Origin of the sequence: Chitinophaga sp. (genome assembly GCF_039596155.1) — a bacterium.
Classification (GTDB): Bacteria; Bacteroidota; Bacteroidia; order Chitinophagales; family Chitinophagaceae; genus Chitinophaga.
In genome coordinates, this window is record NZ_JBCNKF010000042.1 from 39,262 (window position 1) to 66,170 (window position 26,909).

The 26,909-nt window shown below is 46.0% G+C and carries 28 protein-coding genes; 14 read left to right on the forward strand and 14 right to left on the reverse strand.

Annotated features, from left to right (window positions below; translation table 11 throughout):
• Window positions 1-42: 42 nt before the first annotated feature.
• The 3 genes from ABDW33_RS28490 to ABDW33_RS28500 all read right to left on the reverse strand — a co-directional run bounded on the left by ABDW33_RS28490 (window position 43) and on the right by ABDW33_RS28500 (window position 2,427).
• Window positions 43-348 carry a transcriptional regulator gene (locus tag ABDW33_RS28490; protein WP_343693491.1) on the reverse strand — a complete coding sequence of 102 codons (306 nt, stop codon included), beginning with the start codon at window positions 346-348 and terminating at the stop codon, window positions 43-45.
• Between the two features lie 117 nt (window positions 349-465).
• Entirely contained in the window at window positions 466-1,107 is a 642-nt protein-coding gene (locus tag ABDW33_RS28495; RefSeq protein ID WP_343693492.1) for a hypothetical protein, read from the reverse strand.
• A 135-nt stretch (window positions 1,108-1,242) separates the two neighbouring features.
• On the reverse strand, window positions 1,243-2,427 hold the full coding sequence (locus ABDW33_RS28500; RefSeq protein WP_343693493.1) for an aminotransferase class III-fold pyridoxal phosphate-dependent enzyme: 1,185 nt from the start codon (window positions 2,425-2,427) through the stop codon (window positions 1,243-1,245).
• Window positions 2,428-2,539: 112 nt separating this feature from the next.
• Here ABDW33_RS28500 and ABDW33_RS28505 point away from each other — a divergent pair, with 112 nt between their 5' ends.
• From ABDW33_RS28505 to ABDW33_RS28515, 3 genes are all read left to right on the forward strand, one after another.
• The gene (locus ABDW33_RS28505; RefSeq protein WP_343693494.1) at window positions 2,540-3,073 is read left to right on the forward strand and encodes a gamma carbonic anhydrase family protein; all 534 of its coding nucleotides are present in this window, start codon (window positions 2,540-2,542) and stop codon (window positions 3,071-3,073) included.
• A gap of 144 nt (window positions 3,074-3,217) precedes the next feature.
• The gene (locus tag ABDW33_RS28510) at window positions 3,218-3,373 is read left to right on the forward strand and encodes a hypothetical protein (protein WP_343693495.1); all 156 of its coding nucleotides are present in this window, start codon (window positions 3,218-3,220) and stop codon (window positions 3,371-3,373) included.
• Window positions 3,373-3,534 carry a hypothetical protein gene (locus ABDW33_RS28515; RefSeq protein WP_343693496.1) on the forward strand — a complete coding sequence of 54 codons (162 nt, stop codon included), beginning with the start codon at window positions 3,373-3,375 and terminating at the stop codon, window positions 3,532-3,534. The genes ABDW33_RS28510 and ABDW33_RS28515 overlap by 1 nt, the downstream gene beginning before the upstream one ends.
• A gap of 1 nt (window position 3,535) precedes the next feature.
• On the opposite strand, the gene rsgA is transcribed toward ABDW33_RS28515, so the two are convergent.
• The 5 genes from rsgA to ABDW33_RS28540 form a co-directional block, all read right to left on the reverse strand.
• Window positions 3,536-4,477 carry a ribosome small subunit-dependent GTPase A gene (rsgA, locus tag ABDW33_RS28520; protein WP_343693497.1) on the reverse strand — a complete coding sequence of 314 codons (942 nt, stop codon included), beginning with the start codon at window positions 4,475-4,477 and terminating at the stop codon, window positions 3,536-3,538.
• Window positions 4,478-4,606: 129 nt separating this feature from the next.
• Window positions 4,607-5,617, reverse strand: coding sequence for a VWA domain-containing protein (locus tag ABDW33_RS28525; protein ID WP_343693498.1), 1,011 nt, complete (start codon window positions 5,615-5,617; stop codon window positions 4,607-4,609).
• 27 nt (window positions 5,618-5,644) lie between these two features.
• Window positions 5,645-6,631: a hypothetical protein gene (locus tag ABDW33_RS28530; RefSeq protein WP_343693499.1), complete on the reverse strand. Its 987-nt coding sequence runs from the start codon at window positions 6,629-6,631 to the stop codon at window positions 5,645-5,647.
• 24 nt (window positions 6,632-6,655) lie between these two features.
• Window positions 6,656-7,543, reverse strand: coding sequence for a DUF58 domain-containing protein (locus ABDW33_RS28535; RefSeq protein WP_343693500.1), 888 nt, complete (start codon window positions 7,541-7,543; stop codon window positions 6,656-6,658).
• Between the two features lie 24 nt (window positions 7,544-7,567).
• Window positions 7,568-8,569: a MoxR family ATPase gene (locus ABDW33_RS28540; protein WP_116852763.1), complete on the reverse strand. Its 1,002-nt coding sequence runs from the start codon at window positions 8,567-8,569 to the stop codon at window positions 7,568-7,570.
• Window positions 8,570-8,853: 284 nt separating this feature from the next.
• On the opposite strand from ABDW33_RS28540, the gene ABDW33_RS28545 reads away from it, so the two are divergent.
• The 5 genes from ABDW33_RS28545 to ABDW33_RS28565 all read left to right on the forward strand — a co-directional run bounded on the left by ABDW33_RS28545 (window position 8,854) and on the right by ABDW33_RS28565 (window position 11,362).
• Window positions 8,854-9,195, forward strand: coding sequence for a hypothetical protein (locus tag ABDW33_RS28545; protein ID WP_343693501.1), 342 nt, complete (start codon window positions 8,854-8,856; stop codon window positions 9,193-9,195).
• A 33-nt stretch (window positions 9,196-9,228) separates the two neighbouring features.
• The gene (locus tag ABDW33_RS28550) at window positions 9,229-9,759 is read left to right on the forward strand and encodes a GNAT family N-acetyltransferase (RefSeq protein ID WP_343693502.1); all 531 of its coding nucleotides are present in this window, start codon (window positions 9,229-9,231) and stop codon (window positions 9,757-9,759) included.
• Between the two features lie 17 nt (window positions 9,760-9,776).
• On the forward strand, window positions 9,777-10,436 hold the full coding sequence (locus ABDW33_RS28555; RefSeq protein ID WP_343693503.1) for a peptidylprolyl isomerase: 660 nt from the start codon (window positions 9,777-9,779) through the stop codon (window positions 10,434-10,436).
• A 37-nt stretch (window positions 10,437-10,473) separates the two neighbouring features.
• On the forward strand, window positions 10,474-10,854 hold the full coding sequence (gcvH, locus tag ABDW33_RS28560; protein ID WP_343693504.1) for a glycine cleavage system protein GcvH: 381 nt from the start codon (window positions 10,474-10,476) through the stop codon (window positions 10,852-10,854).
• A 238-nt stretch (window positions 10,855-11,092) separates the two neighbouring features.
• Window positions 11,093-11,362: a VanZ family protein gene (locus ABDW33_RS28565; protein WP_343693505.1), complete on the forward strand. Its 270-nt coding sequence runs from the start codon at window positions 11,093-11,095 to the stop codon at window positions 11,360-11,362.
• Between the two features lie 81 nt (window positions 11,363-11,443).
• Here ABDW33_RS28565 and ABDW33_RS28570 read toward each other — a convergent pair whose 3' ends face one another.
• Window positions 11,444-12,121, reverse strand: a complete 678-nt coding sequence (locus ABDW33_RS28570; protein WP_343693506.1) for an OmpA family protein — start codon at window positions 12,119-12,121, stop codon at window positions 11,444-11,446.
• Window positions 12,122-12,380: 259 nt separating this feature from the next.
• Window positions 12,381-13,445, reverse strand: a complete 1,065-nt coding sequence (prfA, locus tag ABDW33_RS28575; RefSeq protein WP_343693507.1) for a peptide chain release factor 1 — start codon at window positions 13,443-13,445, stop codon at window positions 12,381-12,383.
• Between the two features lie 74 nt (window positions 13,446-13,519).
• Here prfA and ABDW33_RS28580 point away from each other — a divergent pair, with 74 nt between their 5' ends.
• Both ABDW33_RS28580 and ABDW33_RS28585 read left to right on the forward strand, forming a co-directional pair.
• Window positions 13,520-14,662, forward strand: coding sequence for an amidohydrolase family protein (locus ABDW33_RS28580; RefSeq protein WP_343693508.1), 1,143 nt, complete (start codon window positions 13,520-13,522; stop codon window positions 14,660-14,662).
• Window positions 14,663-14,681: 19 nt separating this feature from the next.
• A complete protein-coding gene (locus ABDW33_RS28585; protein WP_343693509.1) occupies window positions 14,682-15,773 on the forward strand; it encodes a mechanosensitive ion channel domain-containing protein in 1,092 nt (363 codons plus the stop codon).
• Window positions 15,774-15,842: 69 nt separating this feature from the next.
• On the opposite strand, the gene ABDW33_RS28590 is transcribed toward ABDW33_RS28585, so the two are convergent.
• The 3 genes from ABDW33_RS28590 to ABDW33_RS28600 all read right to left on the reverse strand — a co-directional run bounded on the left by ABDW33_RS28590 (window position 15,843) and on the right by ABDW33_RS28600 (window position 18,198).
• Window positions 15,843-16,355, reverse strand: a complete 513-nt coding sequence (locus ABDW33_RS28590; protein WP_343693510.1) for a hypothetical protein — start codon at window positions 16,353-16,355, stop codon at window positions 15,843-15,845.
• Between the two features lie 9 nt (window positions 16,356-16,364).
• The gene (locus ABDW33_RS28595; RefSeq protein WP_343693511.1) at window positions 16,365-17,000 is read right to left on the reverse strand and encodes a MerR family transcriptional regulator; all 636 of its coding nucleotides are present in this window, start codon (window positions 16,998-17,000) and stop codon (window positions 16,365-16,367) included.
• A 226-nt stretch (window positions 17,001-17,226) separates the two neighbouring features.
• Window positions 17,227-18,198 (reverse strand): M23 family metallopeptidase, encoded by a 972-nt coding sequence (locus tag ABDW33_RS28600; RefSeq protein WP_343693512.1) that lies wholly within the window; start codon window positions 18,196-18,198, stop codon window positions 17,227-17,229.
• A gap of 290 nt (window positions 18,199-18,488) precedes the next feature.
• Between ABDW33_RS28600 and alaS the strand changes: the two genes are divergently transcribed.
• Together alaS and ABDW33_RS28610 are read left to right on the forward strand one after the other, a co-directional pair.
• Window positions 18,489-21,104, forward strand: coding sequence for an alanine--tRNA ligase (gene alaS / locus ABDW33_RS28605; RefSeq protein ID WP_343693513.1), 2,616 nt, complete (start codon window positions 18,489-18,491; stop codon window positions 21,102-21,104).
• A gap of 116 nt (window positions 21,105-21,220) precedes the next feature.
• Window positions 21,221-22,270, forward strand: coding sequence for a PDZ domain-containing protein (locus ABDW33_RS28610; RefSeq protein ID WP_343693514.1), 1,050 nt, complete (start codon window positions 21,221-21,223; stop codon window positions 22,268-22,270).
• 116 nt (window positions 22,271-22,386) lie between these two features.
• On the opposite strand, the gene ABDW33_RS28615 is transcribed toward ABDW33_RS28610, so the two are convergent.
• The gene (locus ABDW33_RS28615) at window positions 22,387-23,739 is read right to left on the reverse strand and encodes an aldehyde dehydrogenase (protein ID WP_343693515.1); all 1,353 of its coding nucleotides are present in this window, start codon (window positions 23,737-23,739) and stop codon (window positions 22,387-22,389) included.
• Window positions 23,740-24,071: 332 nt separating this feature from the next.
• On the opposite strand from ABDW33_RS28615, the gene gatB reads away from it, so the two are divergent.
• Together gatB and ABDW33_RS28625 are read left to right on the forward strand one after the other, a co-directional pair.
• The gene (gene gatB / locus ABDW33_RS28620) at window positions 24,072-25,526 is read left to right on the forward strand and encodes an Asp-tRNA(Asn)/Glu-tRNA(Gln) amidotransferase subunit GatB (RefSeq protein ID WP_343693516.1); all 1,455 of its coding nucleotides are present in this window, start codon (window positions 24,072-24,074) and stop codon (window positions 25,524-25,526) included.
• Window positions 25,527-25,538: 12 nt separating this feature from the next.
• Window positions 25,539-26,687, forward strand: coding sequence for a TlpA disulfide reductase family protein (locus ABDW33_RS28625; protein ID WP_343693517.1), 1,149 nt, complete (start codon window positions 25,539-25,541; stop codon window positions 26,685-26,687).
• Window positions 26,688-26,909 lie beyond the last annotated feature (222 nt).

The following is a 26,909-nucleotide window of genomic DNA, read 5'->3' on the forward strand; positions in this document are numbered from 1 at the left end:
TTTTAAAGTACTTTGCATTTCAAAGTATAGGGATAAAAAAAATTACTCGATAGAGCGAATCATATTTTCAAGCGCGGCGAGGTGTCCTTTGAAGGCTTTTTCACCGGCTTTGGTGATTTGATAGGTTGTATTTGTTTTTCGGCCAATGAAGCCTTTGTGGACTTTGAGGTACCCATTTTCCTCCAGCGTATTCAGGTGGGAGGCAAGGTTGCCATCGGTGAGTTCCAGCATCTGTTTGAGATCGTTGAAGCTGACCTCTTCATTGACGACAAGTATGCTCATGACGCCAAGACGGATCCTGCTGTCAAAGATTTTATTCAGATTACCTATGGGATTGTTTATCGCCACTACTTACCAGATTCAAAAGTTCAATAATTAAAGCCTTGTTTTTTCAGAAGGAGCTGGCCTTCTGAGCCGGCCATGCATAACTGCTTTCACGAATTCAGCAATGCCGGTAGCAGGAGCTTACTCTTCCGGTGCATTGCGTTCATACTTCCACCACATCATTGCGCCGTAAACGATGTGTAGCACACCAAAACCGAAGGCCCAAAAATACAGCCCGCGGCGCAAATAGAAAACATTGATTATCCCCAGTATGATTTGAGCGATCCCAAAGTATTTGATATCTCTGAATGTATACTTACTGGCGTTGACCAATGCCAGTCCGTAGAAAAGGAGGCAGGCAGGTGCCACCAGTACTTCCAGATTATTGTAAACCATTCCGGCAATGAAAGCTGCACCGGCTACCATGGGGATGAGCCCACTGTAAAAAACGTTGCGGGAGGTTTTGTCCCAGATGGGGAGACCGTCTTTCCTGGCTTTACGCCAGGTGAAATAAGTGCCACCAGCCAGGGCAACGCCCATTACGATGAGTCCGAGAATGGTGAGTTTGATTTTTAGTATGTTGAAATCTTCTTTGTCGAAGATGCCGGAAGTTTCCCATCTGATATAATAGTCATGAATCCAGCTATAGGCAAATGCAGCACCTACAAGACCGGAGATGCCCGCACATACACCGCTTAACCCGCTGAGAGAGATGAAACGGCTGCTGCGATCCATGATTCGCTTGATGTCGCTAAGGGTGTTCAGGTGTTGCTGATCGGTCATACTAAAGTACTTTGGAATTCAAAGTTAATATTTCGGTTGGAATTACAAAAAGATTTTATTGGTATTTTTTTGAGAAAGACTCCCCCAGCCCGATTTTCGACTGGGGGAAGGGAACGGTTTTATGTTCCGGTTGTATTATGCAACAGTATTCAAAACTGACAGTATGGTATCGCAGGCGAATTTGATTTCGTCTTCAGTGATGATGAGGGGAGGAGCGATACGGAGACATTGTGGTGCGAACAGGAACCAGTCAGTCATCAGGCCTTTTTCTATACAGGCGTCGATCACTTTTTTGTTTGTCGCGAAGCTTTCGAGTTCGACAGCCATCATTAAACCCTGTGAGCGGATAGCTTTGATAGCGGGATGCTGAAGGTACTTATGGAACAGGGCTTCTTTGGCCTTTACAGTATCTGTCAGCTTTTCTTCCAGCAATACTTTGAAACCCGCCATACCAGCTGCACAGATTACCGGATGTCCGCCGAAGGTAGTCATGTGGCCTAAAACAGGATTGTTCGTGAGGGTCCACATGATCTCTTTGTTGGCAATGAAAGCGCCCATGGGCATTCCACCACCTAATGCCTTGCCCAGCAGGAGCACATCAGGCACGATATCAAATTGTTCAAAGCCAAAGAGAGAGCCGTTTCTACCCAGGCCGCACTGGATTTCATCCAGGATTAACAGGGTACCGGTTTGGGTACATTTTTCCCGGAGGGCTTTCATCCAATCCTGCGAAGGTACGATCACACCGGCTTCTGCCTGTACAGTTTCCGCTATCACACAGGCTGTCCTTTCTGTAATGCGTTCTATTGCTTCCCAGGTATTGTACTTCAAATGCTGTATATCGGGTAATAAAGGGCGATATGCATTCCGCCATGCTTCATCTCCCATGATGCTCATAGCTCCCTGTGTGGAACCATGATAACTATTTTCGAATGCAATTATCTCAGTTCTGCCGGTAAAACGCTTCGCCAGTTTCATCGCTCCTTCCACGGCTTCAGATCCACAATTCGTAAAGTATACACTATCCAGCGTGGCAGGCAGGTGCTGTGTGAGCAAAGTAGCAAATGCTACCTGAGGTGACTGCACCAGTTCTCCATATACCAATAAGTGCATATAAGTGGCTGCCTGGTCCTGTATCGCCTTTACGACTGCAGGATGGCAATGCCCTACATTACACACACTGATTCCTGCTATCAGGTCCAATATTTTCTTGCCGTCCACATCCCACATGTACATGCCTGATGCCTTCACCATCTCTATTCCCAACGGCGCGTCTGACAATTGCGCTACGTGTCTTAAAAAAAGTTGCCTGTTATTCATTTGCCCGCAAAAATACGAAAATGATATGCCCCTGCGTATTAATAAGTATACCTGATCCGCAGCATTATTTAAATCAATAGTAAGTGGTAATTTGCCGGCAAAATATAAGGAAATGCCATACATACTGCCGGTAAAAGGAGTCATGCCTGAAATGGGAAAAGATTGTTTTATTGCCCCGAATGCGACGATCGTTGGTGATGTGATCATGGGTGAGGGGTGCAGCGTCTGGTTCAATGCTGTGATCAGGGGGGATGTAAACAGCATCCGCATGGGCAATAAAGTCAATGTACAGGACGGTGCATGTATTCACTGTACTTACGAGAAGACAAAGACCATTATCGGCAACAGCGTGTCTATTGGCCACAATGCGATTGTGCATGGGTGTACGGTGGAAGACAATGTGCTGATCGGGATGGGCGCTATTGTGATGGACAATGTGCATATCGGGAGTAATACTATCATCGCTGCCGGCGCTGTAGTGCTGGAAAATACACAGGTGGAAGCCGGCGCCATTTACGCCGGGGTGCCTGCAAAGAAAGTGAAGAATATCAGTGAGTCATTGATCAGTGGCGAGATCGACAGGATCGCCAATAATTACAACATGTATTCCAGCTGGTTCAAGGACTTGCCGGAAGAAGGGAAGTAAGTAGTTGTTGATCAGTTTAGCAGCTTAACAGGCTTTGCCCGGTGCAAAACCCGCTGAGCGTAGGATGCCTATGCCCCAAGCTCCGCAAATGCATAACACATAAGTGACATATTTTAATTATCTTGCATTTAATATCCTTACCCTATGCAGAAATTAATCGTACTCCTTGTGCTGGGTAGCATTATGGCTATCAGCTGTCAGTCAGAGCAAAAAGGCTGTCCCAGCAGCAATTACTATTCTAACAGGAATGTGAAGCAGAATAAGCATTCTTCCAAACAAATGTCTAACAGGGTATTCTAATGATACGTACATACTTTACTTGCATGTTCGTGCTGGTCCTGATGGGGTTTAGTTCCTGTAGAACAAGGAAGACAGGCTGTCCGCAGCCCAGGAGTAACTGGGGTGCTGAGAAGATACTGGATGAGATGCAGGGGAAGCATCATAAAAAGAACAGGCACTAGATCAGTAATCGTCGTCCTGTATGGATTCCAGGATGGTAGCATAGCTGATATACCTTTCCGGATCTATTTCTCCCGCCTGCACGGCCGCTTTCACCGCACAACCAGGTTCATTGATATGTAAGCAGTTATTAAACTGGCACTGTGACAGATAAGGCTGCATCTCCAGGAAGTAATGCGACAGTTCCGGCTTTTCAATATCTACAATTCCAAACTCCCTTACGCCGGGGGTATCGATCAATTTACCACCTATAGGCAGATCATACATTTCCGCATAGGTAGTGGTATGTAACCCTTTCCCGCTCCAGCCGCTCACCGCTTTTGTACGTAAGTCCAGGCCGGGCAACAACCGGTTGATCAATGACGATTTTCCTACACCGGAATGCCCGGACATCAGGGTAGTTTTATCTTTCATCATCGCCTCCAGTTCTTCTACGCCATCTCCGGTGGCAGCAGACACCAGCTTCACGGTATAGCCAATATCTTCGTACAGGGCCGCTAATTCAGCGAACCTGTCAATCTCCTTTTCTTTGTAAATATCTCTTTTATTAAACACCAGCGTTACCGGAATGTGATAGGCTGCCGCTGTCACCAGGAAACGGTCCATGAAGCCATTGGAGGTTCTTGGTTCTTTTACCGTGCAGATGAGCATGGCCTGATCCAGGTTTGCTGCCACAATGTGTTTCGCATTTCCTTTTTTATGTGGGGAGCTACGTACAATATAGTTACGTCGCTGAGCGATATCCGTGATCATCGCATTCTTTGCATTGGCATCGCCCTCTTCAGGAACGATCTCTACGATATCGCCTACGGCTATGGGATTGGTAGAGGTAATATCCTCATCCAGCTTCAGTACACCTTTGATGCGCGCCTGAAAAGTTTCGCCGGTATCGGTGGTTTTTACGGTATACCAGCTACCGGTAGATCTGTAGATTAATGCCTGCAAATGCTAAGTTTTGAAATTAAGAGGGTGTAAAAATACAAAAAACTCGCTTCTACCCTTGGCTGAAGCGAGTTTTTTGCAGGGAGTTGTCTATAGCACGGGCCGCAGACAGCTCTTTTGATAGGCCTTGCTTTACGGCAGGCTCCTGAATATGGTATACCGGCATACTACTTCCAGCAGCATGCAAGCGAGCGCCAGCATGGCAAACGGGAAGAAATGCTCTGCAAATCTTTTATAGGAAGTGATTTCCACTTTGGTTTTTTCCAATTTGTCAATCTCGTTGTAAATGCCTTCCAGGTCTTTGTTGTTCGTAGCCCGGAAGTATTTACCACCGGTCTCTGTAGAGATCTTTTTCATGAGAGGTTCGTCCAGCTGTACATCCTGCATGGCCATCTGTATACTGCCGTCCGGCATTGTCATTGGAAAAGGCGCCTTTCCAATGGTACCTACTCCCACAGTATACACCCTGGTCTTGAAGGCTTTTGCGATTTCCAGGGCAGTGAGCGGATCGATCAGCCCTACGTTATTCACACCATCTGTGAGGAGGATGATCACCTTGCTCTTTGCTTTGGAGTTACGAAGACGGTCTACGGCTGTAGCCAAACCCATGCCGATGGCTGTACCATCCTGCAGCATACCACTTTTGATAGCAGCGATCTGGTTTTTTAATACAGCGTGGTCTGTGGTGATGGGGCATTGTGTAAAGCTTTCACCGGAAAAGATCACCAGGCCGATACGGTCGCTGATGCGGCGATCCACGAAATCGTTGGCTACTTTTTTGGCCGCTTCCAACCTGTTTGGCTGTAAGTCTTCGGCCAGCATACTACCTGAGATATCTATACCCAACACGATGTCGATCCCTTCGCTGTCTATACTTTCAGAAGTATTGCTTGTCTGTGGTCTTGCCAATGCCACTACCAGCGCACTAAACGCCAGCAGGCGCAGTATCAGCAGGAGGGGGCGGAACCGCACCTTCCAGGATACCGGCAGTCCCTTCAATCCCTGAAGGGAAGACATATCCATAGCCACCTGTTGCTTTTGCTGCTTAGCGTAATGCCAGTAGATCATTACAGGCACCAGCACCAGCAAGCCAAAGTAGGCAGGGTGGGCAAATTCAATATTTTTCCAGACTGAAAAATCCATGTATCAATAATAATTTCCTGGTTCAAGTTAGTTGCCTGCTCCTTCAGTTTTCCCTGCATCATTTCCCTTCTCGACCTCTTTTGCTCTCTCTGCAGCGGGCTTTGTCCACTCCAAAATTTCAAATGCCTGTGACAGTGCCCTTTCATGCTCTTCAGGTGTCGGGGTCAGCTTAGCAAACTTTGCCAGGTCAGCTACATTGAGCAGGTCTCTCAACCTGTCGCGCTGCTGGTTCAGGATCGTCACGGGTTTGATATGTTGTAACAATTCTTCGCTGGTTTGCTCCAGGGCAGGGATATTGAATTGCTGTTCGAAGTAAGCGCGGAGGATATCGGTGATGCGGGTATAATACTGCTTCACATCTCCCTGTTGCCACAGCTTCTCTTCTTTCAGTTGTTTCAGTGCCAGCAAGGCTGCCTCGTAAGGAGGCACAGCGGGAGGCGCTGGTTTTACCACATCTTTTTTAGGACGGCTGCGGAGGTAAACCCCTACACCAATACCTATAATAAGCACTGTGATTCCGATAGCGAAGTACAGCCAGTAATCCCAGAAGTTCCAGGCGACAGTGCGTATTCCTTTAATAGGTTTGAAAGCTTTGGTAGTATCTACCTCAACGGTACCTACTTCTATGCGCAGCGAATCGGTGAAGGCAGAGTCAGTGACCCCACCGTTATTCAACACATCAAATTTCAGGGAAGGGATGTACCATCCACCACTGTCAAAGCTGGTAAGCACAAGGGTTTGCTGTAGTACCTTGTTACCATTGGATACAGCAGTATCCAGGCCGGTACGGCTTACGACTTCCCAGTGGGTGAAGGAATCGGGTAACTGAGGGAAGACTACATTGCCGGCACCCTGGTTAGGTATAGTAGCTGACAATACGAGTTTAATCTGCTCACCTATCAGTATCCTATCGGTGTCTGCACGTGCGCTCACCTGCACCTGGGCCTGCGCAGCAAGCCCACAACCCAGCATTACAAATAAAATAAGTGTTTTAACTATGATCTGTTTACCCATGTTAATTTGCTCATCTTTGAACGATCACCTGTTTGTAAAGAAGCCACGTAGCGCCTTTACATAATCTTCATCTGTACGGATGCTGATCAGGTCTGCACCGCTTTTCTTGAAGGAATTGCGGCAATATTGTACGTGCTGCTGAAACTGTTGGGTGTAATACTGCTGCACCTGTTTGTCAGCAGCATCTACCCATTGGCGTGCACCCGTTTCAGAATCCTGCATCTGTATGAGTCCTACAGGTGGCAGTTCTTTGTCACGCTGGTCATACACATGTACTCCTACCACATCGTGGCGTTTGGCGGCGATGTTCAGTGCATCCTGGTAGTCGCCGGTCAGGAAGTCGCTCAGCATGAATACGATGCTTTTTTTCTTAGCAGCGTTGTTGAAGAAACGCAGGGTTTCCCTGATATTAGTGCCTTTGCGGGTTGGTGTAAAGGACAGCAGCTCGCGGATGATAAACAGGATATGGGATTTACCTTTCTTAGGCGGGATATATTTTTCCATACCGTCGCTGAAGAAGATCACACCTACTTTATCATTGTTCTTGATAGCGGAGAAGGCCAGTACAGCGCAGAGCTCCGTCATCATACTCCGTTTGTTCTGCCGTACGGTACCGAACAGGGAGCTTTCGCTCACATCGACCAGCAGCATTACGGTGAGCTCGCGTTCTTCCTCAAAAACCTTGATGAAGGGGTGATTTAAACGGGCGGTTACGTTCCAGTCGATCGCCCGCACATCATCGCCCACCTGGTAATCGCGCACTTCACTGAAAGACATACCACGACCTTTGAAGGCGCTGTGATATTCGCCTGCAAAGATGTGATTGGAGAGACCTTTGGTCTTGATCTCTATCTGTCTAACCTTCTTAAGTATTTCTGCAGTATCCACCGGTTGTACATTAACTTTTAACAAAACTGTTTGCTACAGGGGGGCCGATTAAGGTACTTCTACAGCATTCAGAATTTCGCTCAGGATGTTCTCGCTGGTCACGTTTTCAGCTTCTGCTTCGTAGGTAAGTCCTACACGATGACGCATTACGTCAAAGCAAATGCTACGAACGTCTTCAGGAATAACATAACCACGGCGCTTCATGAAAGCGTAAGCTTTGGCAGCCATCGCCAGGTTGATGCTCGCTCTTGGAGAGCCACCATAAGCGATGAGTGGTTTCAGTTTCTGCAGTTTATATTCTTCCGGATTACGGGTAGCGAATACGATATCGAGGATATAGCGTTCGATCTTTTCATCCATGTACACTTCACGTACCAGGTCACGTGCCTTCATGATGTCGGCAGGCTGAATGATAGGGTTGATCTTCTGAGAAGGCTGAGGATTCAGGTTCTGGCGGATGATCATGCGTTCTTCTTCCTTGGTAGGATAGCCGATCACCACTTTGAGCATGAAACGGTCTACCTGTGCTTCAGGCAGTGTGTAAGTACCTTCCTGTTCGATAGGGTTCTGGGTGGCCAGTACCAGGAAGGGTTCTTCCAGTTTGAACGTATTATCACCGATGGTGATCTGTTTTTCCTGCATGGCTTCCAGCAGGGCACTCTGCACCTTTGCGGGGGCACGGTTGATCTCATCTGCCAGGATAAAGTTGGCGAAGATAGGACCGCGTCTTACCACAAATTCATTCTTTTGCTGGTTGTATATCATAGTACCGATCACATCTGCAGGTAGCAGATCCGGTGTAAACTGGATACGGCTGAATTTACCATTAATGGCAGAAGACAGGGATTTGATGGACAGGGTTTTTGCCAGACCGGGTACACCTTCCAACAATACGTGGCCTTGAGCCAGCAGTCCAATCAATAATCTTTCCACCATGTAACGCTGTCCTACAATGACTTTGCCCAATTCCAGGTTCAGCAGGTCTACAAATGCACTCGCCTGATGGATTTTTTCATTTAGTTGACGGATATCATACGAAGTATTCTCCATGCTTATTTATAATTTACAAGTTTGCTAAAGTAAAACTTTCTGCCAGGAAAACACTGTCAGACAAGCTGATATGGCCGTTAAAATGCTGTTAAGAATAGGATTACAAATTAAAATTTAGAAATTACGATATGGTTCTCAAATACATACATTTCTTAATCTGTAATCCTTGCACTATAAATCACGTATGTGAGCCCCAAATTAATAAAGCCGCAGCATATTTATATCATCTTTTTTTATAACGTACATTTGCAGGGATAGAAGGTTCATAATTAAATCATTATAAAATGGCGGAGGAATTTGAGCAGCAATGGAAAAGGGTGCTGGATATGCTCACAGCGCGTTTTGGGAAGACTCCTAATATGGAAGCAATACTATTTTTGATAGGCATACAGGAACTGGGGCACATGAAAAAGAAGTTCACCAAGGAACAGAAGCAGGACCTGATGCATGTGGCGACATGTACTTTATTGAGTCAAAGTGGATATTTTGAACTGGAGGGATACGACAAAGATGGTTGGCCTCACTTCAAAGAAGCACAGTCTGTACCCAAAATGAGTATGCCGGAACAGGAAAGATTTTTGCAGGAGCATATTATTGCATACTTTGATGATCAGGAGGGACGATAAAATCCTTCCTGATATAAACTACACACCCTGGCTATGGATACATCATTACACGTTGTGCCCGTTTCTACTGAGTTGCTTGATTTGCTGGTGATGCTTGAGCAGCGGACGTTTACTGAAACATTTGTTCATCAATACAACCCGGCGGATTTTAACGCTTTTATGGAGGAGAAAAAGTCCAAAAAGGCATTGACAGCTGAAATGGCGGCCCCTGGCTGTTTATATTACATTCTGTACGAAGGTACTTCTCCGGCGGGTTTCCTGAAACTCAACTTACACAAGCAGCCGGATCATAATGGTCCCCTTGCCCCTGATCCGGTAATGGAGCTTGAAAAGATCTATGTACTGAAAGCATTTCAGGGTATGAAGGCCGGACAGTTCTTATTAGATTATGCACAGGAAGTAGCGGTCCGGCATGGCATAAAGACGATCTGGCTCGGGGTTTGGGAGTACAATACAAAAGCTTATCATTTCTACGAGAAGAACGGCTTTGAGAAATTTGGCAGTCATATCTTCATGATGGGTAATCAGGAAGATACTGACTGGCTGATGCGCAAACAACTCTAAAATAATCATACCCCCCCATGAAACGATGGCTCCTCTTTGTGTGTTTAATACTCACACTACCCGCTATGGCTGCTAAAAACCGGAAGGTAAAGATCATTACACCCTATGGTACCATGGTGATAGAACTGTATAACGTTACTCCCAGGCATAGAGATAATTTTATCAGGCTGGCCAGGCATCACTTTTATGACAGCACGTTATTTCACAGAGTGATCAGGGGCTTTATGATACAGGGTGGCGATCCTGAGTCAAAGCATGCGGCAAAGGGAGCGATGCTGGGTAATGGAGATGTGAATTATACCATCCCGGCTGAGTTTCAGCTGAACCTGTTCCATAAAAAAGGTGCGCTGGCGGCAGCGAGAGATAACAATCCGGCGAAGGCCAGTTCTGGTTGTCAGTTCTACATTGTGCAGGGAAAAGTGTGGACAGATGAAGAATTGGATAAACTGGAGAGAGGCCGGCTGGGAGGGAGGAAGATCCCTGTAGACCAGCGGGAGTACTACAAGAAGTATGGAGGTACGCCACAGTTGGACCAAAGCTACACAGTATTCGGACAGGTTGTGGAAGGATTAGAGGTGATTGATAAGATTGCAGGAATGAAGACAGATGGAAATGACAGGCCACTGGAAGATGTGCCGATGAAGATAAGAGTGGTGAAGAAATTTTTGTTCTTTTAGGTTTTCCTTAATTTTACCCCCTAAAATCAAACTTGCCATGAATTTTCCGTCAAATCTGCGTTACACCAAAGATCACGAATGGGTGTTACTGGAAGGTAATACAGCGATTATCGGTATCACTGAATTCGCTCAGCGTGAACTGGGAGATATCGTATTTGTAGACATTCCTACTGTTGGTAAATCACTGGATGCAGAAGAAGTATTCGGTACTGTGGAAGCAGTAAAGACAGTGTCTGACCTGTTCCTGCCAGTAGCTGGTACTGTAAATGAAATCAACGCAGAGCTGGATGCATCTCCGGATCTGGTGAACTCTGATCCATACGGCGATGGCTGGATGATCAAGATGACAGTTAAGAATCCTGCAGATGTAGCTGGTCTGCTGGATGCAGCTGCCTATAGTGCACTTGTTGGCGAATAAGTACAATACTTAATAAAAGCTTAAAAAAGTAAAGGTATAAGGTGCTAAAGTTGGGAACGACTTTTGAACCTTATACCTTTATGATTATTAATATTCACCTTAAAAACATTCAGACGTGCCAGCGATGAGGATTATCAGATACTATTGGCCTGCTATATTATGGATATTGCTGGTACTTTATTTATGTACTTTACCCGGAAGAGATATTCCCAGTAATCCCTTCTTTGAAAAGATACATATGGATAAGATCGTTCACCTGGGATTGTTTGGCTGTACAGTGCTTTTATTATGTATAGGCTATTACAGAAGCAAGGGGCATATATCCATACTGACACTGACGCTATTTTGGCTGGTGGCTTCATTTTATGGCCTTGCAATAGAATTCATTCAGAAATACTGGGCGGTTGAACGCAGCTTTGATATGATGGATGCTTTAGCTGATTCAATCGGTGCAATATGCGGAATTATTGCTTTCTTATTTGTACGGAAGTGGTGGTTGAAAAAGTAATGTAATTTACTAAATGAAGAGAGCCTGTATCTGGATAAGATACAGGCTCTCTTCATTTATATGTGTATGAAGGAAATCCTATTATTGTCCTGACTCTTTCTGTGCATCCTGCTTCATCTTATCGTTCGCATAGATTGCGAATTCCACACGACGGTTCTTGGCTCTGTTAGCATCTGTTGTATTAGGTACTACAGGTTGTTTAGAACCATACCAATAAGTCTGGATACGGTTGGCAGCTACATTCTGAGTTTTCAGGTAGTTAGCTACAGCGGTTGCACGTCTTTCGGAGAGTGCATAGTTGTAGGCATCTGTACCGGTAGTATCTGTGTGACCTTCTACACGTACGTAGGTGTCAGGATACTTATTGAGGATGGTAGCCAGCTGCTGGATGTTTGATTGAGCAGCGGGGGTCAGGTCGGATTTATCAAATCCAAAGAGAACACCTGAGTTGAAAGTTACATTGATACCTTCACCAACACGCTCAACGGTAGCATTTGGTACGGTTGTTTTGATTTCCTGTGCCTGTTTATCCATTTTTTTCCCGATCAGTACACCAGCTCCACCACCTACGGCAGCACCGATGATAGCGCCAAGGGCAGTGTTACCTGCGGCTTTACCGATTACTGCACCTGTGGCTGCACCACCACCTACACCGATGGCCGCGCCTTTTTGGGTGTTGTTCATTCCATTCCAGGTGCTACAGCTAAATAACATGGTGGCAGACAATACTACTGCTACGATAGGACTGATTCTTTTCATTGTACGAATATTTATTACTGAAAGATACGAGGCAAATATGCTGCCAGATTTGGTAAACCAAGGCAGACATGACTATAAGTATTATTGAAAAAACAAATGTAAGACTAATTACCAATGTTTAAAACTTCAGCTACTGGTAAAAAGGTTACACATGGCAGAGCAGGGCCGGTGAAAAAATGACTGCGCTCCAGTACAAATGGAAACGCTTTTACCAACCTGGCAAAAGCGTTCCTCATGTTGAATGATTATTACCTGTAGCTTAGCTACCCATCTTCATTTTTTCTACGTTTTCCGCAAACTGTAACGCTTTCAGCATCTCCTCGATATCGCCGTTCGTAAAAGCGTCCAGGTTATACACGGTCATCCCGATACGGTGATCTGTTACCCTACCTTGTGGGTAGTTGTAAGTCCTGATCTTGGCGGAGCGGTCACCTGTAGATACAAGGCTCTTACGTTGTGAAGCAATGGCGTCTTCGTGCTTACGTACTGCTGCTTCGTAGATACGGGTACGCAACATCTTCATAGCGATATCGCGGTTAGAGTGTTGACTGCGTCCTTCCTGGCATTCTACGACCACCCCGGTAGGAATGTGTGTTAAACGTACTGCAGATTCAGTTTTGTTTACGTGCTGACCACCCGCACCAGATGAACGGAATGTATCCATCTTGATGTCTGCTTCTCTTACATCCACATCCACTTCCTCAGCTTCGGGCAGGATCGCCACTGTAGCAGCAGAAGTATGGACACGGCCGGAAGTTTCTGTAGCAGGAACGCGTTGTACGCGGTGTACGCCTGATTCGAATTTCAGGGTACCATATACGTCGTCCCCATTCACTTCCACAACGACCTCTTTATATCCACCCACAGAACCAGGGGTTTCACTCATAATGTTAGTGGTCCAGCCTTTTAGTTCACAAAAGCGCAGGTACATACGCAGTAGGTCTCCGGCAAAGAGGGCTGCTTCATCACCACCTGTACCACCACGGATTTCAAGAATCGCATTCTTTTCATCCTGTGGATCTTTTGGTATCAGCAGGTTGCGGATGTTTTCCTCCTGCTCAATTTTCTGATTGGCCAGCGCTTCGGTTTCTTCTTTGGCGAGTTCCCTCATTTCTTCATCTCCGCTTTCCAGCACTTCCTTGTTAAAGGCAATGCTGTCCAGCAGTTTCATGTAAGTATCGTAGGCTTTCACGATCTTTTCCAGCTGACGGTACTCCTTGCTCAGTTTGCTGAACTGCTTGTTGTCGCTCACTACTTCGGGGTTGGTAAGTGCAAGGGAGACCTGTTCAAACCGGCCTTTAATCGCTTCTAGTTTATCTATCATAATTATCTTTGTTGAATGGTCGGTGACTTGTCGACTTATCAATTGCCGGCAAAATTAACATCTTTAGGATAATTATGACCCAACAGCTAAAATTTAAAGGAACAGCCGTCTTTGACGGGCGGAAAATATTACCTGGGAACAATGTGCTGATCCTGTCTGAAGACGGCACTGTAGTGGATATAGTGCCCGCAGAACTCGCCGGGGACGGTGTACAGGAATTGGAAGGAATCATCAGCCCGGGGTTTGTCAACACCCATTGTCACCTGGAACTGTCTCATATGAAAGGGGTGATTCCGGAAGGCACGGGTTTGCCTGCTTTCCTGACACAGGTAATGGAAAAAAGAGGGGCACAGGATGCCGAAGCGATGAAAACGGCTGCGGAGGCGATGTGGGAGAGCGGGATTTCCGCAATTGGAGATATTTGTAATGGCACAGCCACGCTCGAACAAAAACAGGGGGCACCTATTTATTACCATTCGTTTGTAGAAACAATGGGCTTTGTACCAGGGGCAGCGCAGAGCAGGCTGGATTACAGCCTTTCTGTACTGGAGCAGTTCAGGCGTTTGAATGATCATATGCATGCCTGTTCTGTAGTACCACATGCTCCTTATTCGGTGAGCAAGGCACTTTTTTCATTGCTTTCCGTGATGCCGGACAATATGCCTATCAGTATTCACAACCAGGAAACCGCAGCTGAAAATCAATTATATAAGAATAAAACCGGGGCCTTTCTGGATTTTTACCAGCATTTCGGCATGGATGCATCTGCATTTGAGCCAACAGGAGGTACCAGTTTACCTGCATGGTTACCCTATTTCAAGCACCTGCCGGTCATACTTGTACACAACACTTTTTCTACGAAAGAGGATGTACAATTTACAAAACTGCATGCCCCTGCAGCCTACTGGTGTTTATGCCCATTGGCCAACCTGTATATAGAAAACCGTTTGCCGGATATTGGGTTGCTACGCAGTGAAGGCTGTACGATCGCCCTGGGTACGGATAGCCTGGCATCCAATCACCAGTTATCTATCTGGGAAGAGATACAGGCCATACGCACGCATTTTCCGGAGATCCCATTGGAGGAAATACTGCAATGGGCCACGCTGAACGGGGCCAGGGCATTGGGGATCAATGCCCGATATGGTAGTTTTGAAAAGGGAAAACAACCGGGTGTAATAGTTATTACTGATAAGGGAAGCCGAAGAATACACTAATATTGTAATTTCGCATAATATGAACAACATGCTCGACAAGGTTATCCTTGGCAACCCTATACAGAATTACTTTATTCTGGCTTTTGTGTTACTGTTTGTGTCCATGATCAAGCGGTATCTTTCACAATGGCTGGCCAACCTCCTTTTCAAAGAAGTCAGGAAGTGGGCGCCTGATATTGGTCAACAGGAATTTTCCCACATGCTGTTGCGGCCATTGGAGTATTTCTTCCTGTTGGTTGCCTTCATGCTGACTATTGACCACCTGAACTTTCCGCCGGAGCTAAACATCACGATTTACAATGGATTTAGCCTGAAGTCGGTGTTGGGTACATTGCTGGAGCTTGCGCTCACTGTATCTATTATCTGGATCATTCTGCGTGTGATCGATTTTGTATCGCTGATGATCAGTAAGAGTGCGGATCTGCTACACGACAAGACGGACAACCAGTTTATTGTCTTTTTCCGGGATTTCTTCAAAGCGATCGTTTTTATTTTTGGCGCGATTGCCTTTATCCGCATACTATTTGGAGCGGTGCTTGTCAACAAAATAATTGCGGGTCTTGGAATAGGTGCAGCGGCCCTTGCCCTGGCAGCCAAGGAGAGTATCGAGAACCTGATCTGTTCTTTCATTATCTTTTTTGACAAGCCTTTCCGTGTGGGAGATACGGTGAAGGTGGATGCTTATCAGGGTGCGGTAGAAAAGATTGGTTTGCGCAGTACCCGTATCCGCACGCAGGACAAGACTTTTGTAACGGTGCCTAATAAGAAAATGGTGGATAGTATCCTGGACAATATTTCGCTGCGTACGCAGCAGAGGGCAGCGTTCAGGCTGGAGGTAGCGGGTGATACCCCTGCGGATAGTTTGCTGAAAGTATTGCAGGATATCAAAGCTTTGTTGCAACAGCAGGAAAAGGTAGCGGATGGTTTTATTGTCAACCTCAATGATTTTACGAAGGATACTTTCGTGATCCAGGTGATATATCTCACCAATGTGATAGAGGGGGTACCTTACAATCAGTTGCGTAGCGAATTGAACCTTGGGTTTATCAATATATTGGAAAAGCACGGTGTTAAATTATCCAGTACGAAGGTGGAAATTAACGAGAAATAAGTTATCCACTGTGCATAAAAAAAGCCGTCTCAAATTAACGAGACGGCTTTTTTATTATTTCAGTCTATATCAATCTTTATCTTTTCTGTTTGCTTTGAGCAGGATTTTAGCGATATCACCTTCGAGTGTATCTTCCAGATCTCCGGATATGCGTCCCAGTTCTTTACCGTCACGCACTATGATGAAGGTAGGCAGTTTTTTGGCCTGGTAACCTACCTGTGCACCGGTTTGCAATTTCTCGTCAGCGCCATAAGTGAGGATTTGTTCATCGGGGCTACCTGCCAGTATCATGATCTTATAGAGGGCGGGCAACAGGCGACGGCTATCATCGTCGAAGGTACCTATTATCGCTACTACATTGAATTTGCCGCGGTTATCCTTGATATAAGCAAGCATTCTGTCGTTCGGCTGATACTTGTTTACACCAGCGTAGAACCATGCCATATCGCTATCATTCATCAATGTTTTCATTTCAATCTTGCCTTTCAAAATCTTCCTTCCATTAGAAGCAGTGGATTGTGCATAAGATAATGTTGTGGCGAGCAGGAGGCATGCCCCCATGAGAATTAATTTCAATCGCATAACTTTTTTTTATAATTGTTCCTTCAGTTCGGTTAAAAATCCCTTTACTTTCAGCAAAGCCTGTACCATTTCAAAATTACGGGCTGCCAATTTACGATCTTCTTTTAACTTTTGCTTTGCGCCTTCGATCGTGTACTTACGCTCACGCAAGAGATGGTAGATCAGTTTCAGGTGTTGGATATCTTCCTGTCGGAACAAGCGATCACCTTTTCTATTCTTTTTGGGTTGTAGTATATCGAATTCGTTTTCCCAATAGCGTATCAGCGATGTATTTACTTTGAACATCGTTGCTACTTCACTAATGGAGTAGTATTGTTTATCCAGCGGCACTGTTTCCAATGTCTTGATCAGATCGGGGTCGTCGGACACTTCTTTCAGTGATTTGCGTCCCCGTTTCTTCTGGGGAGGCTGGGAAGCAGTCACAGACTGGCTGGATACCGCCAGGGGTGGTGGTATATCAGGAGGTAGCTGTACCTGTATCCTGCTGGGCATGTTTGGTAAGTCGTTGATCTCTGCCATCTTAGGTCGCTCCACAACTGGTTTCTGCTGCGGCACCGGCTCGGGTTCCTTTTCAGGAACTGGCGGGGGCGCAGGGTCTGGTTTTTTAGGTTCCAGGTTAGAAAATAGATCCAGCTGTTGCATCATATCCATTATATGGATACCAAATTACAAAATTCCGGGGGAGTGGCAGTGACTCATTTCGAAATTAAAACCGGCTACAAGCCATTCATTCCCGGCATTAGTGAAGTATCTGGGAATTTTTCCGGCATTGCATGCGAAAATAAGAGACTGTATGTAATACTTAAAAAATCCGCCCCTGTCTGAAGCAGAGGCGGATTTTCCAGGTATCTGTTCGAAAGAATTGGATTTATTAGTCGAATGATTGGTTGCCGGACCTTGCTATCTTCAGCATTCTGTCAAACTCTTCCGGAGACAGGTCGTTGAAGAAGAAATACACGGGATCTACCTTATCTCCGTTCTTTTCCACTTCGTAGTGGCAGTGAGGGCCTGTAGATTTACCTGTACTTCCCACCCAACCGAGTACATCGCCGCGTTTTACGGTGGTGCCTGCCTTAACTTTTATCCTGAGCATATGACCATAGCGGGTTTTGTACCCATAGCCATGATTTACAACTACATGGTTACCATATCCTACGTCGCTCATGCTGGCTTCTTCCACCACACCATCGCCGGTGGCGTAGATGGGGGTACCTGCGGGCGCGGCGAAGTCAAGTCCCGAGTGATACTTTACAGTTTTGTAAATAGGATCGATCCGGTATCCGAAACCGGAAGCGATACGCTTCAGGTCCTTGTTGGACACTGGCTGAATGGCCGGGATAGACGCGAGCATTTTTTGTTTATTCTTCACCAGGTCATCGATCTTTTCGTAAGATTTAGCCTGAATGCTAATACGATGTACCAGTTCCTGGAGCAGGGACCCGGTACTGGCAATGATTTCGCTGCTGGAGAAAGAGGCCATCTGGGTGAGTTCTTCTTCCTTTGCCATATTGCCGGCCCTGGTACTATCCGGGATCGGGGAGGCTTCAAATATGACGCGGTAAATCTCATTGTCGCGGTGTTCCAGTTCGGCCAGCTGGGATTTGACTTCCTTCATGCGGCCTTGCATTTCCTCATATTTTTCGTTCATCACTTCCAGATCACGGCGCAGGTTTTTCTCTTTGGGGGAGTCCAAGACTTTATAAGATATGGATAGAAAAATAAATCCTGTGACAATGGCGGCTGAAACAAATCCTAGGATACGTAATACCTTGACGCGCAGCGATACTACGAGTTTTTCGTACTTGAGCGTCTGAGTATTATAAAAGTATTTAACCTTCTTCATGTGCCGGGCTTATGCTTTAACAGCAGTAGTAAATTCTTTCTGGGGGGCTATTCAGACAATGAGGATGAAGTTGGGAGCGGCTTTTCAGTAATTCTTCGCCATTCTGACTTTTTCAATATTTTTGCACTCCTTTCGCTTATGCGGCAGGGTGTGCAAACCTAAGGGAATTAGACTAAAAGGGCAATCTTTTGAGTGTCAATTTTCTAAACACCTCTTGTTGGCTTAAAATACAAATTAAAGCCATTTAGGTGACACAAAATTATAATACATACTAATTTTTTCAAATACTTATGACTGCTTCCGAGATTCGCCGGCAATTCCTGGAGTTTTTTAAATCCAAAGGGCACCATGTAGTGCCATCCGCTCCTATCGTGGTTAAGAACGACCCCACCCTGCTGTTCACCAACGCAGGTATGAACCAGTTCAAGGACTACTTCCTGGGTAATCAAACTCCTGCCTGGTCAAGGGTCGCGGACACGCAGAAGTGCCTTCGCGTAAGCGGTAAACACAATGACCTGGAGGAAGTAGGTATAGACACCTACCACCATACTATGTTCGAAATGTTGGGTAACTGGAGTTTCGGTGACTACTTCAAAGAAGAAGCCATTGCATGGAGCTGGGAATTGCTCACTGAAGTATATAAACTGCCGAAAGACCGTTTATATGTAACTGTATTTGAAGGAGATAAGAAAGAGAACCTGGAAAAGGACCAGGAGGCATACGACTTCTGGAAGAAACATATTGCGGAAGATCGCATTCTGCTTGGAAATAAGAAAGATAATTTCTGGGAAATGGGAGATACCGGTCCCTGCGGTCCTTGTTCTGAAATTCACGTAGACTGCCGTCCTGATGACGAAAGGAAGCTGGTAGATGGAGCGACGCTTGTGAACAAAGATAATCCACAGGTGATTGAGATCTGGAACAACGTATTTATGCAGTTCAACCGCCTGAAAGACAAGAGCCTGGAACCACTGCCAGCTAAGCATGTGGATACAGGTATGGGCTTTGAACGCCTGGTACGCGTCATCCAGGGTAAATTCTCTAACTACGACACTGACGTATTCTCCGGTACGATCGGTTTTATTGAAAAACTGACCGGTGCTACATATGAAGCTTCTGATAGCAAAAAGGATGTGACCTTCCGTGTGCTTGCAGACCATATCCGCGCTATCTGCTTTACCATTGCCGATGATCAGCTCCCATCCAATACCGGCGCTGGTTATGTAATCCGCCGCATTCTGCGCAGAGCTGTAAGATATTACTTCACTTACCTGGATTATAAAAAACCATTGTTGCATGAACTGGTACCTGTACTGGCACAACAATTTGAGACGGTGTTCCCTGAACTGCAAAAGCAGGTGGACTTTGTGAAGAAAGTGATCTTCGAAGAAGAAAATAACTTCCTCCGCACCCTGGATAGTGGTATCCGCCGTATTGAAGATATCATGACCACTAACGCTGCTGCTAAAGCTATTGATGGTAAAACTGCGTTTGAACTGCTAGATACCTATGGCTTCCCCTTCGATCTGACCAATCTGATTGCATCGGAAAGAGGTTATAGTGTGGATGAAAAAGGCTTTGAAGCTGCCATGAAGGAGCAAAAAGATCGCTCCCGCGCAGCAACTGAACTGGATATGGGCGACTGGACCATTCTTGAAGACAGTGGTACCACCTTCGTAGGCTACTCACTGGATACAACCCAGACCAAGGTCACCAAATACCGTAAGATCAAAGCTAAAGGTAAGGAACAATACCAGCTGGTACTGAGCCAGACTCCTTTCTATGCTGAAAGTGGTGGTCAGGTAGGTGACACCGGTACGTTGGATTTCAATGGTGAAAAGATCAGCGTAACCGATACCAAAAAAGAAAACGACCTGATCGTTCATTTCACTGATAAGCTGCCTGCTACCATCAACACGACTGTTACTGCCACTATCAATAAAGATAAACGTCAGCAGACAACCCTGAACCACTCTGCTACCCACCTGCTGCATGCAGCACTGCGCCAGGTATTAGGTACTCACGTAGCACAGAAAGGCTCTCTGGTAAATCCGGAATCCCTGCGTTTCGACTTCTCGCACTTTGCAAAAGTGACCGATGAAGAACTGGCTCAGATCGAAGATATTGTGAATGAAAAGATCCGTGCCAACATACCTGTAGTGATACAGGAACTGCCGAAAGAAGAAGCAATGAAACTGGGTGCGATGGCCCTGTTTGGCGAAAAGTACGGCGATATTGTACGCGTGGTGATTATGGATCCCAACTACTCTGTAGAGTTCTGTGGTGGTACGCACATTGGCAGCACCGGTGAACTGGGTCTATTCAAATTTCTTTCCGAGGGTGCGGTAGCTGCGGGAGTACGCCGTATTGAAGGTGTAACCGGCGCTCATGCACTGGCGTATGTCAATGAACAACTGCAACAGCTGAAAGAAGTAAGAGCAGCCCTGAAAAATCCAAAAGAACTGGTGAAGGCTGTTGACTCCCTGATCGCTGACAAGGCTGGTCTGGAAAAGCAACTGGAAGTACTGGAACAGGAAAAAGTAAAACAACTCGCTGCCAGTCTGTTGCCTGCTGCTGAAAAAGTAAATGGTGTCAACTTCATCGGTAGTGTTGTACATGTAAATAACGCTGATGCCCTGAAGCAGCTATGTTTCCAGCTGAAGACCGAGCTGACTGACTACGTATTCGTATTTGCGGCCAACGTAGGTGGTAAAGCTAACGTAGCGGTAATGATCGCTGACAACCTGGTAGCCGAAAAAGGGCTGGAAGCACCTAAGATTATCAAGGAAAAAATTTCCGGCCTCATCAAAGGAGGCGGCGGGGGCCAGAAATCCTTCGCATCTGCCGGTGGCCAGGAAACTGACAAGCTGGATCAGGTAATCAAAGCTGTTAAAGAAATACTCTAAGAATCTTCCTCAAAGCGCCCTCTGGTCAGAGGGCGCTTTTCATTTCCCCATTGTCGATTTTAACTTTTTCTTTATATCTCCCCCCTCTAAATTTGCCTTTGTAAAACATTAAAGACATGAACAAGCTCTTACAAAAATTCGCATCAGTGTGTTTTACCTGCCTCGCTTTTAGCATGGCCTATGCGCAGGAGCCTGCTCCCAAAGGCGATAAACTGGGTGAGTATGACGAAATCATTATCAAAAGAAACAACAATAAGGACGGAAAAGTAACGGTTGAAATCAAGGACGGTAATGTACTGGTAGATGGCGAAAAACTGGAATCCTATAAAGATGGGGATATCTCTGTATACCGCCGCAAGATCCGCCCGATGGATGGCAATGACTTTGCCTTTAATATGCCACAACACCGCGGTATGCAGCTCTTTGGTAGAGGTCCTGACAACAATATCCGTCCGGGGAGAGCACTGCTGGGTGTACTGACTGAAAAGAAAGAGGCCGCGGGCGCTACTGTAAAGGAAGTTTCCAAAGAAAGCCCTGCTGCCAAAGCCGGATTGAAACCAGGCGACGTGATCACCAAAGTAGATGCAGATAAAATCGAGGAACCCAAAGAGTTATTTGAAAAAATTGGTGCACATGAGCCAGGCGATAAGGTGACAATCACTTACCTGCGTGATAAGAAAGAAAGTACAGTTACCGTGACTTTGGACGAAAGAAAGCAACCTGAATTTGGGTTCAGAGGTGATCGTGATGATAATGATGGTCCGGAAAATTTCTTCCGTATGTTGCCACCAAACGGGGGTGGGCGGTTTGACTTCCGCGGGGATAATGACGGTGATGATGAGGGGCACGGTCCTCGCAATTTCAGCTGGGAGGATCGCCGTGACAATGATGTGAAACTGGGACTGTCTGTACAGGATACTGAAGATGGTAACGGTGCTATAGTACTGGCTGTGGCTCCGGGATCTGCTGCTGAAAAGGCAGGTTTTAAACCCAAAGATATTATCACCTCCCTGAATGGAACGGACATTAGCTCTACCCGTGACGTGACAAATGCTTACAGGGAAAACAAAAGTAAAGGCACTGTTGATGTACAGGTGAAGAGAGATGGGAAATTACAGACCCTACAGGTGAAAGTACCAAAGAAATTGCATAAAGCGGATTTATAGGGCAAGCATATCGAACCGCCTTTAGTAAAAAGAGGATGTTTCCGGGAGTGGGAACAACCTCTTTTTACATTTTATGAGCATTGTTTGTTTTATGATTTGATTGGTTTGGAGCTGTTTTATTTCATCAATCGTTTCAGGAAGCCCAAACCCCGGTAAGGGGGGTATTTCAGCTTTACATCCAACCAGGTGCCTGTTTTCATTACAGCTTTGGCATGGGTAAAGGTCAGGAAGTTGTACTTGCCATGGTATTGCCCCATACCACTGTTTCCCACGCCACCAAAAGGTAGTTCAACATTGGTATAGTGCCCTAATACGTTGTTCACACAGCCACCTCCGAATCTCAACTGCTCAATGAGTGTCTTCTCAGTACTGCTTCTCTTTGTGAACACGTACAGTGAAAGGGGAGTAGGGTATTGCTTGATATACTGAATAGCATCTCCGAGGTGCTCATAAGTCATAACAGGCAGAATAGGGCCGAAGATTTCTTCTTCGATAGCTGTATTTTCCATGAGGGTAGGGCCGATGTACAGCGTGGATGCATCTGTATCTCCGCCATGCAGGATCTTTCCTTTTGACAAGTAACTGTTAAGTGTATCAAATCTCTTCTGGTTAATAATACGGGCGTAATCTTTACTGGTAGCTGGGTTACTGCCATAATAGCTGATGATTGCTTTTTTCATGGCGGCGATGAGGGCTTCCTTTACTTTCGCATGCACCAATACATAGTCAGGCGCGATGCATGTCTGGCCGGCATTAAAGAATTTTCCCCAGATAATCCTTCTGGCTGCTACCTGCAGGTCGACTTTGTCATCCACCACACAAGGCGACTTACCCCCCAGTTCAAGGGTAACAGGTGTGAGGTGAGGGGCCGCCATTTCTAATATTTTTTTACCCACAGCGGTACTACCTGTGAAGAACACGTGGTTAAACCGATGTTGCATTAGGGCAGGAATCACCTCACTACCTTCTCCATCGACAACAGTAATGTAGGCCGGGGCGAAGGTTTCCTGAATGAGGCTGTTGATCACACTGGCTGTATGAGGTGCCAGTTCTGAGGGTTTCAGAATAGCACAGTTACCACCGGCGATGGCACCGATCAATGGGGTGATGATGAGGCTAAAAGGATAATTCCAGGGGCCAATGATGAGGGTTTGGCCCAGCGGGGCGCGATGAATCTTACTTTTGGAAGGATAGAGCATAAAAGGGCTGCTTACAGCTTCCGGCCGCATCCAGCGCTTAAGGTTGTGCAGACAATATTTTATTTCACCGTACACCAGCCCTACCTCGCTGCCGAAGGCTTCCATTGGAGGCTTGTGTAAATCGGCATGCAAGGCAGCCATTATACGGCGCTCGTAGCGCTTTACGGCCTTCTTTAACAGTTTAAGCTGCTTCCGGCGATAAGCGTAAGGTACTGTTGCGCCGGAAGCAAAAAAGGCCTGCTGTGCCTGATAAGTATTTTCAATGCTCATGCTTGAAAGGTACTAAAAAGGCACCAACCCCTAATTGCTAAGCATAGGGATAAATAAGTGGTTAAATGGTAAGTCCCGATATCGAAAATCGCTACACACAATAATTGATTACTGCTTCAAGACAGGAAAAGGTTAAATGTTCGTGGTGTGTCAGAAGAAGAATATAGGCTAAATGAACAGGCAAATAGCTTTAAAGTGGAAATACAGGTTAAACGATTGCTGGTGCAAGTTTAATAAAATTTTGTTAAAATTCAATATTCCTTTTCAAAAGAGTAAAGATTCCCCTTTCTACCGGTCATTATTTATATTTGCGTTCACAGCATAATATTAATATGAGCGCAAGTATAGATTTCGACAAATATGAGGTAGTGATAGGCCTGGAGGTACACGCCCAACTGCAAACAGAGAGCAAGCTATTCTGTGGCGACAGCGCTGCCTTCGGAGGCGCTCCCAATACGCATATCAGCCCTATTACGCTGGGACATCCCGGTACGCTGCCCAAACTAAACAGGAAGGCAGTAGAATATGCCATCCGGCTGGGCCTGGCCTGTGAATGCCACATTGAAAAAGAAAACTATTTTGCCCGTAAGAACTACTTCTATCCCGATCTGCCAAAAGGGTATCAGGTATCCCAGCATACGGCACCGATATGCATAGGTGGCCGGGTAATGATTCCTACTGCCGATGGTGAAAGAGCTGTAAAGCTGAATCGTATCCATATGGAGGAAGATGCCGGTAAATCTATGCACGACCAGGATCCGGCCTTTACCATGGTAGATTATAACCGTGCTGGTGTACCGCTGCTGGAAATAGTGACAGAACCGGATCTGCATAGCAGTGACGAGGTATATGCATTTCTTACCGTGCTCCGCCGGCTGGTTCGCTGGGTAGATGTGTGCGATGGTAATATGGAAGAGGGTAGCATGCGCTGTGATGCCAACATCTCTATTCGTTTGAAAGGCGACACCCAACTCGGCACCAAAGTAGAAGTAAAGAACCTGAACTCTATCCGCAACGTAAAACGTGCGGTGGAGGGCGAAATAAAACGCCAGATCACGCTGGTGGAAACAGGAGGTACGATTGTACAGGAAACCCGCAGCTTCGATGCTGGTAACGGCACCTCTTTCTCTTTACGCTCCAAGGAAGAAGCAAACGATTATCGTTACTTCCCTGAACCAGACCTGGCACCATTCTCTTTTACTGACGAATTCCTGGATGGTATCAGAGCGTCTCTGCCTGCTCTTCCGGAAGCATTGGTACAAAAGTATGTACAGCAATACGGTCTCTCAGATTATGATGCAAGAGTGATCTGCGATGATAAAGCGACTGCGGACTACTATGAACAGGTGGTGACACTGATCCCGAAACACAAAGCGGTGGCTAACTGGCTACTGGGACCAGTAAAATCCACCCTTAATGAAAAAGGTATTGATATGACGGCTTTCCCGCTGCCGGCAAAGGCACTGGCCGCCCTCATTCAACTTGTGGAAGATGGTAAAGTAAACTTTTCCATTGCTTCTTCCCGCATCTTCCCGGAATTGTTACTGACACCGGAAACTGCTCCCCTTGATATCGCTACCCGTCTCAATCTTTTGCAGGATAATAATGCAGATAATATTTCTCCAATCATTGATGAGGTATTGGGTAAATATCCTGATAAGGTAGCAGAATTCCGCAAAGGCAAGAAAGGTCTGATGGCCCTGTTTGTGGGTGAAGTCATGAAAGCATCCAAAGGTAAAGCCGATCCCAAACTCACTAACCAGCTGCTGGCTGAAAAACTTAAATAACAACTGATCTATATGAAGAAAATAGCATTATGGGCGATAGCCTTTGGTTTTGTACTGGCAGGCTGTCACCAGCAGACCGAGAAAGGGGATTTTGTGATCAATGCAAAAATTGATAATGCACCTTTGGGTAGTGTAATACTGGAAGAGCTGACTATGGATACACTGAAAATAGTGGATTCTGTGACACTGAAGGATGCAAGCGGTAAGTTCACACTGAAAGGTATGCTCCCAGAACAGGGGCTGTATCGGATACGTTTTGGTGAAGATCAGCAGCATTTTATTTTGCTGGCACTGGATGCGGGTACCATGAATATAACAGGTGATCTGAATAACCTGGAGCTGATAAAATTTGAGAATGCGGAAGCTTCTGTTGAACTGCAGCAATTGCTGAATGATGTAAGTTCCAAGAGCCGTCAACTGACTGAAGAAAGTATGGCACTGGATAGTCTTGCAAAGAGCGGTGTTGGAGACAGCGTCATCCAGGTGAAATCTGCTGCCCTGCAGGCAAAAGAAAAAGAAGTTACAGACTTTGTATTACACACGGCGACTACTTCTAAAAATCCTGCTGTTGCTGCATTTGCGCTCAGCATGATCAATCCGCAGTCATTGATGAGCAGCGAAAAAGAAATCAATGAAGTAAAGAAACACTTCCCTACCAACACACTGGTAGCCGGTTTGACAACTAAACTGGAACAAATGCTGAAGCAGGCTGCTGGTGATGTAGATGCGAATATGACAGCATTGCAGGTAGGTCAGGCAGCGCCTGATTTTTCTTTGCCAGATCCATCTGGTAAGATGATCAGCCTGAGTTCATTCAAAGGTAAATTTGTATTGGTAGATTTCTGGGCAAGCTGGTGCCAGCCTTGCCGTATGGAGAATCCGAATGTGGTAAAAGCCTTTAATGCCTACAAGGATAAAAACTTCACGGTGCTGGGTGTGTCATTGGATAAAAAGAAAGAAGCATGGGTAGAGGCAATTCAGAAAGATGGATTGACCTGGACACATGTAAGTGATCTGAAGTTCTGGGAGAGTGCGGTAGTGCCTTTGTATGGTATTAATTCTATTCCTACCAATATGTTGCTCGATCCATCCGGAAAGATTCTGGGAATCGGGTTGAGAGGTGAGGCGCTGGAGGCGAAGCTGAAAGAGGTGATTAAGTAAGTCTTCAAAATAAGTAATCAAATAAAAGCGCTTCTGCCAAAGGCAGAAGCGCTTTTATTTTGGGGTAGGGGAGATTGCCAGGGCGAAGGTGGTAACAATCGAGTAGGAAGTGAGGGATTAGTTCCCTCACTGTCCTCTCACACCACCGTACGTACCGTTCGGTATACGGCGGTTCCTTAATTTAATTTTCGAGCATTCAGGTAGCAGTCCGTCAGGGATAGG

Excerpts from the sequence above, each read along its gene's own strand:
- ABDW33_RS28525 (WP_343693498.1), bottom strand. The coding sequence starts at position 5,617 with ATGGATTTTTCAGTCTGGAAAAATATTGAATTTGCCCACCCTGCCTAC.
- ABDW33_RS28545 (WP_343693501.1), top strand. The coding sequence starts at position 8,854 with ATGGCGGAGGAATTTGAGCAGCAATGGAAAAGGGTGCTGGATATGCTC.
- ABDW33_RS28505 (WP_343693494.1), top strand. The coding sequence starts at position 2,540 with ATGCCATACATACTGCCGGTAAAAGGAGTCATGCCTGAAATGGGAAAA.
- ABDW33_RS28495 (WP_343693492.1), bottom strand. The coding sequence starts at position 1,107 with ATGACCGATCAGCAACACCTGAACACCCTTAGCGACATCAAGCGAATC.
- gcvH (WP_343693504.1), top strand. The coding sequence starts at position 10,474 with ATGAATTTTCCGTCAAATCTGCGTTACACCAAAGATCACGAATGGGTG.
- ABDW33_RS28590 (WP_343693510.1), bottom strand. The coding sequence starts at position 16,355 with ATGCGATTGAAATTAATTCTCATGGGGGCATGCCTCCTGCTCGCCACA.
- ABDW33_RS28595 (WP_343693511.1), bottom strand. The coding sequence starts at position 17,000 with ATGATGCAACAGCTGGATCTATTTTCTAACCTGGAACCTAAAAAACCA.
- ABDW33_RS28570 (WP_343693506.1), bottom strand. The coding sequence starts at position 12,121 with ATGAAAAGAATCAGTCCTATCGTAGCAGTAGTATTGTCTGCCACCATG.
- ABDW33_RS28550 (WP_343693502.1), top strand. The coding sequence starts at position 9,229 with ATGGATACATCATTACACGTTGTGCCCGTTTCTACTGAGTTGCTTGAT.
- ABDW33_RS28580 (WP_343693508.1), top strand. The coding sequence starts at position 13,520 with ATGACCCAACAGCTAAAATTTAAAGGAACAGCCGTCTTTGACGGGCGG.
- ABDW33_RS28555 (WP_343693503.1), top strand. The coding sequence starts at position 9,777 with ATGAAACGATGGCTCCTCTTTGTGTGTTTAATACTCACACTACCCGCT.
- alaS (WP_343693513.1), top strand. The coding sequence starts at position 18,489 with ATGACTGCTTCCGAGATTCGCCGGCAATTCCTGGAGTTTTTTAAATCC.
- ABDW33_RS28600 (WP_343693512.1), bottom strand. The coding sequence starts at position 18,198 with ATGAAGAAGGTTAAATACTTTTATAATACTCAGACGCTCAAGTACGAA.
- ABDW33_RS28615 (WP_343693515.1), bottom strand. The coding sequence starts at position 23,739 with ATGAGCATTGAAAATACTTATCAGGCACAGCAGGCCTTTTTTGCTTCC.
- ABDW33_RS28625 (WP_343693517.1), top strand. The coding sequence starts at position 25,539 with ATGAAGAAAATAGCATTATGGGCGATAGCCTTTGGTTTTGTACTGGCA.
- ABDW33_RS28565 (WP_343693505.1), top strand. The coding sequence starts at position 11,093 with ATGGATAAGATCGTTCACCTGGGATTGTTTGGCTGTACAGTGCTTTTA.
- ABDW33_RS28500 (WP_343693493.1), bottom strand. The coding sequence starts at position 2,427 with ATGAATAACAGGCAACTTTTTTTAAGACACGTAGCGCAATTGTCAGAC.
- ABDW33_RS28515 (WP_343693496.1), top strand. The coding sequence starts at position 3,373 with ATGATACGTACATACTTTACTTGCATGTTCGTGCTGGTCCTGATGGGG.
- ABDW33_RS28530 (WP_343693499.1), bottom strand. The coding sequence starts at position 6,631 with ATGGGTAAACAGATCATAGTTAAAACACTTATTTTATTTGTAATGCTG.
- prfA (WP_343693507.1), bottom strand. The coding sequence starts at position 13,445 with ATGATAGATAAACTAGAAGCGATTAAAGGCCGGTTTGAACAGGTCTCC.
- ABDW33_RS28610 (WP_343693514.1), top strand. The coding sequence starts at position 21,221 with ATGAACAAGCTCTTACAAAAATTCGCATCAGTGTGTTTTACCTGCCTC.
- gatB (WP_343693516.1), top strand. The coding sequence starts at position 24,072 with ATGAGCGCAAGTATAGATTTCGACAAATATGAGGTAGTGATAGGCCTG.
- ABDW33_RS28585 (WP_343693509.1), top strand. The coding sequence starts at position 14,682 with ATGAACAACATGCTCGACAAGGTTATCCTTGGCAACCCTATACAGAAT.
- ABDW33_RS28540 (WP_116852763.1), bottom strand. The coding sequence starts at position 8,569 with ATGGAGAATACTTCGTATGATATCCGTCAACTAAATGAAAAAATCCAT.
- ABDW33_RS28510 (WP_343693495.1), top strand. The coding sequence starts at position 3,218 with ATGCAGAAATTAATCGTACTCCTTGTGCTGGGTAGCATTATGGCTATC.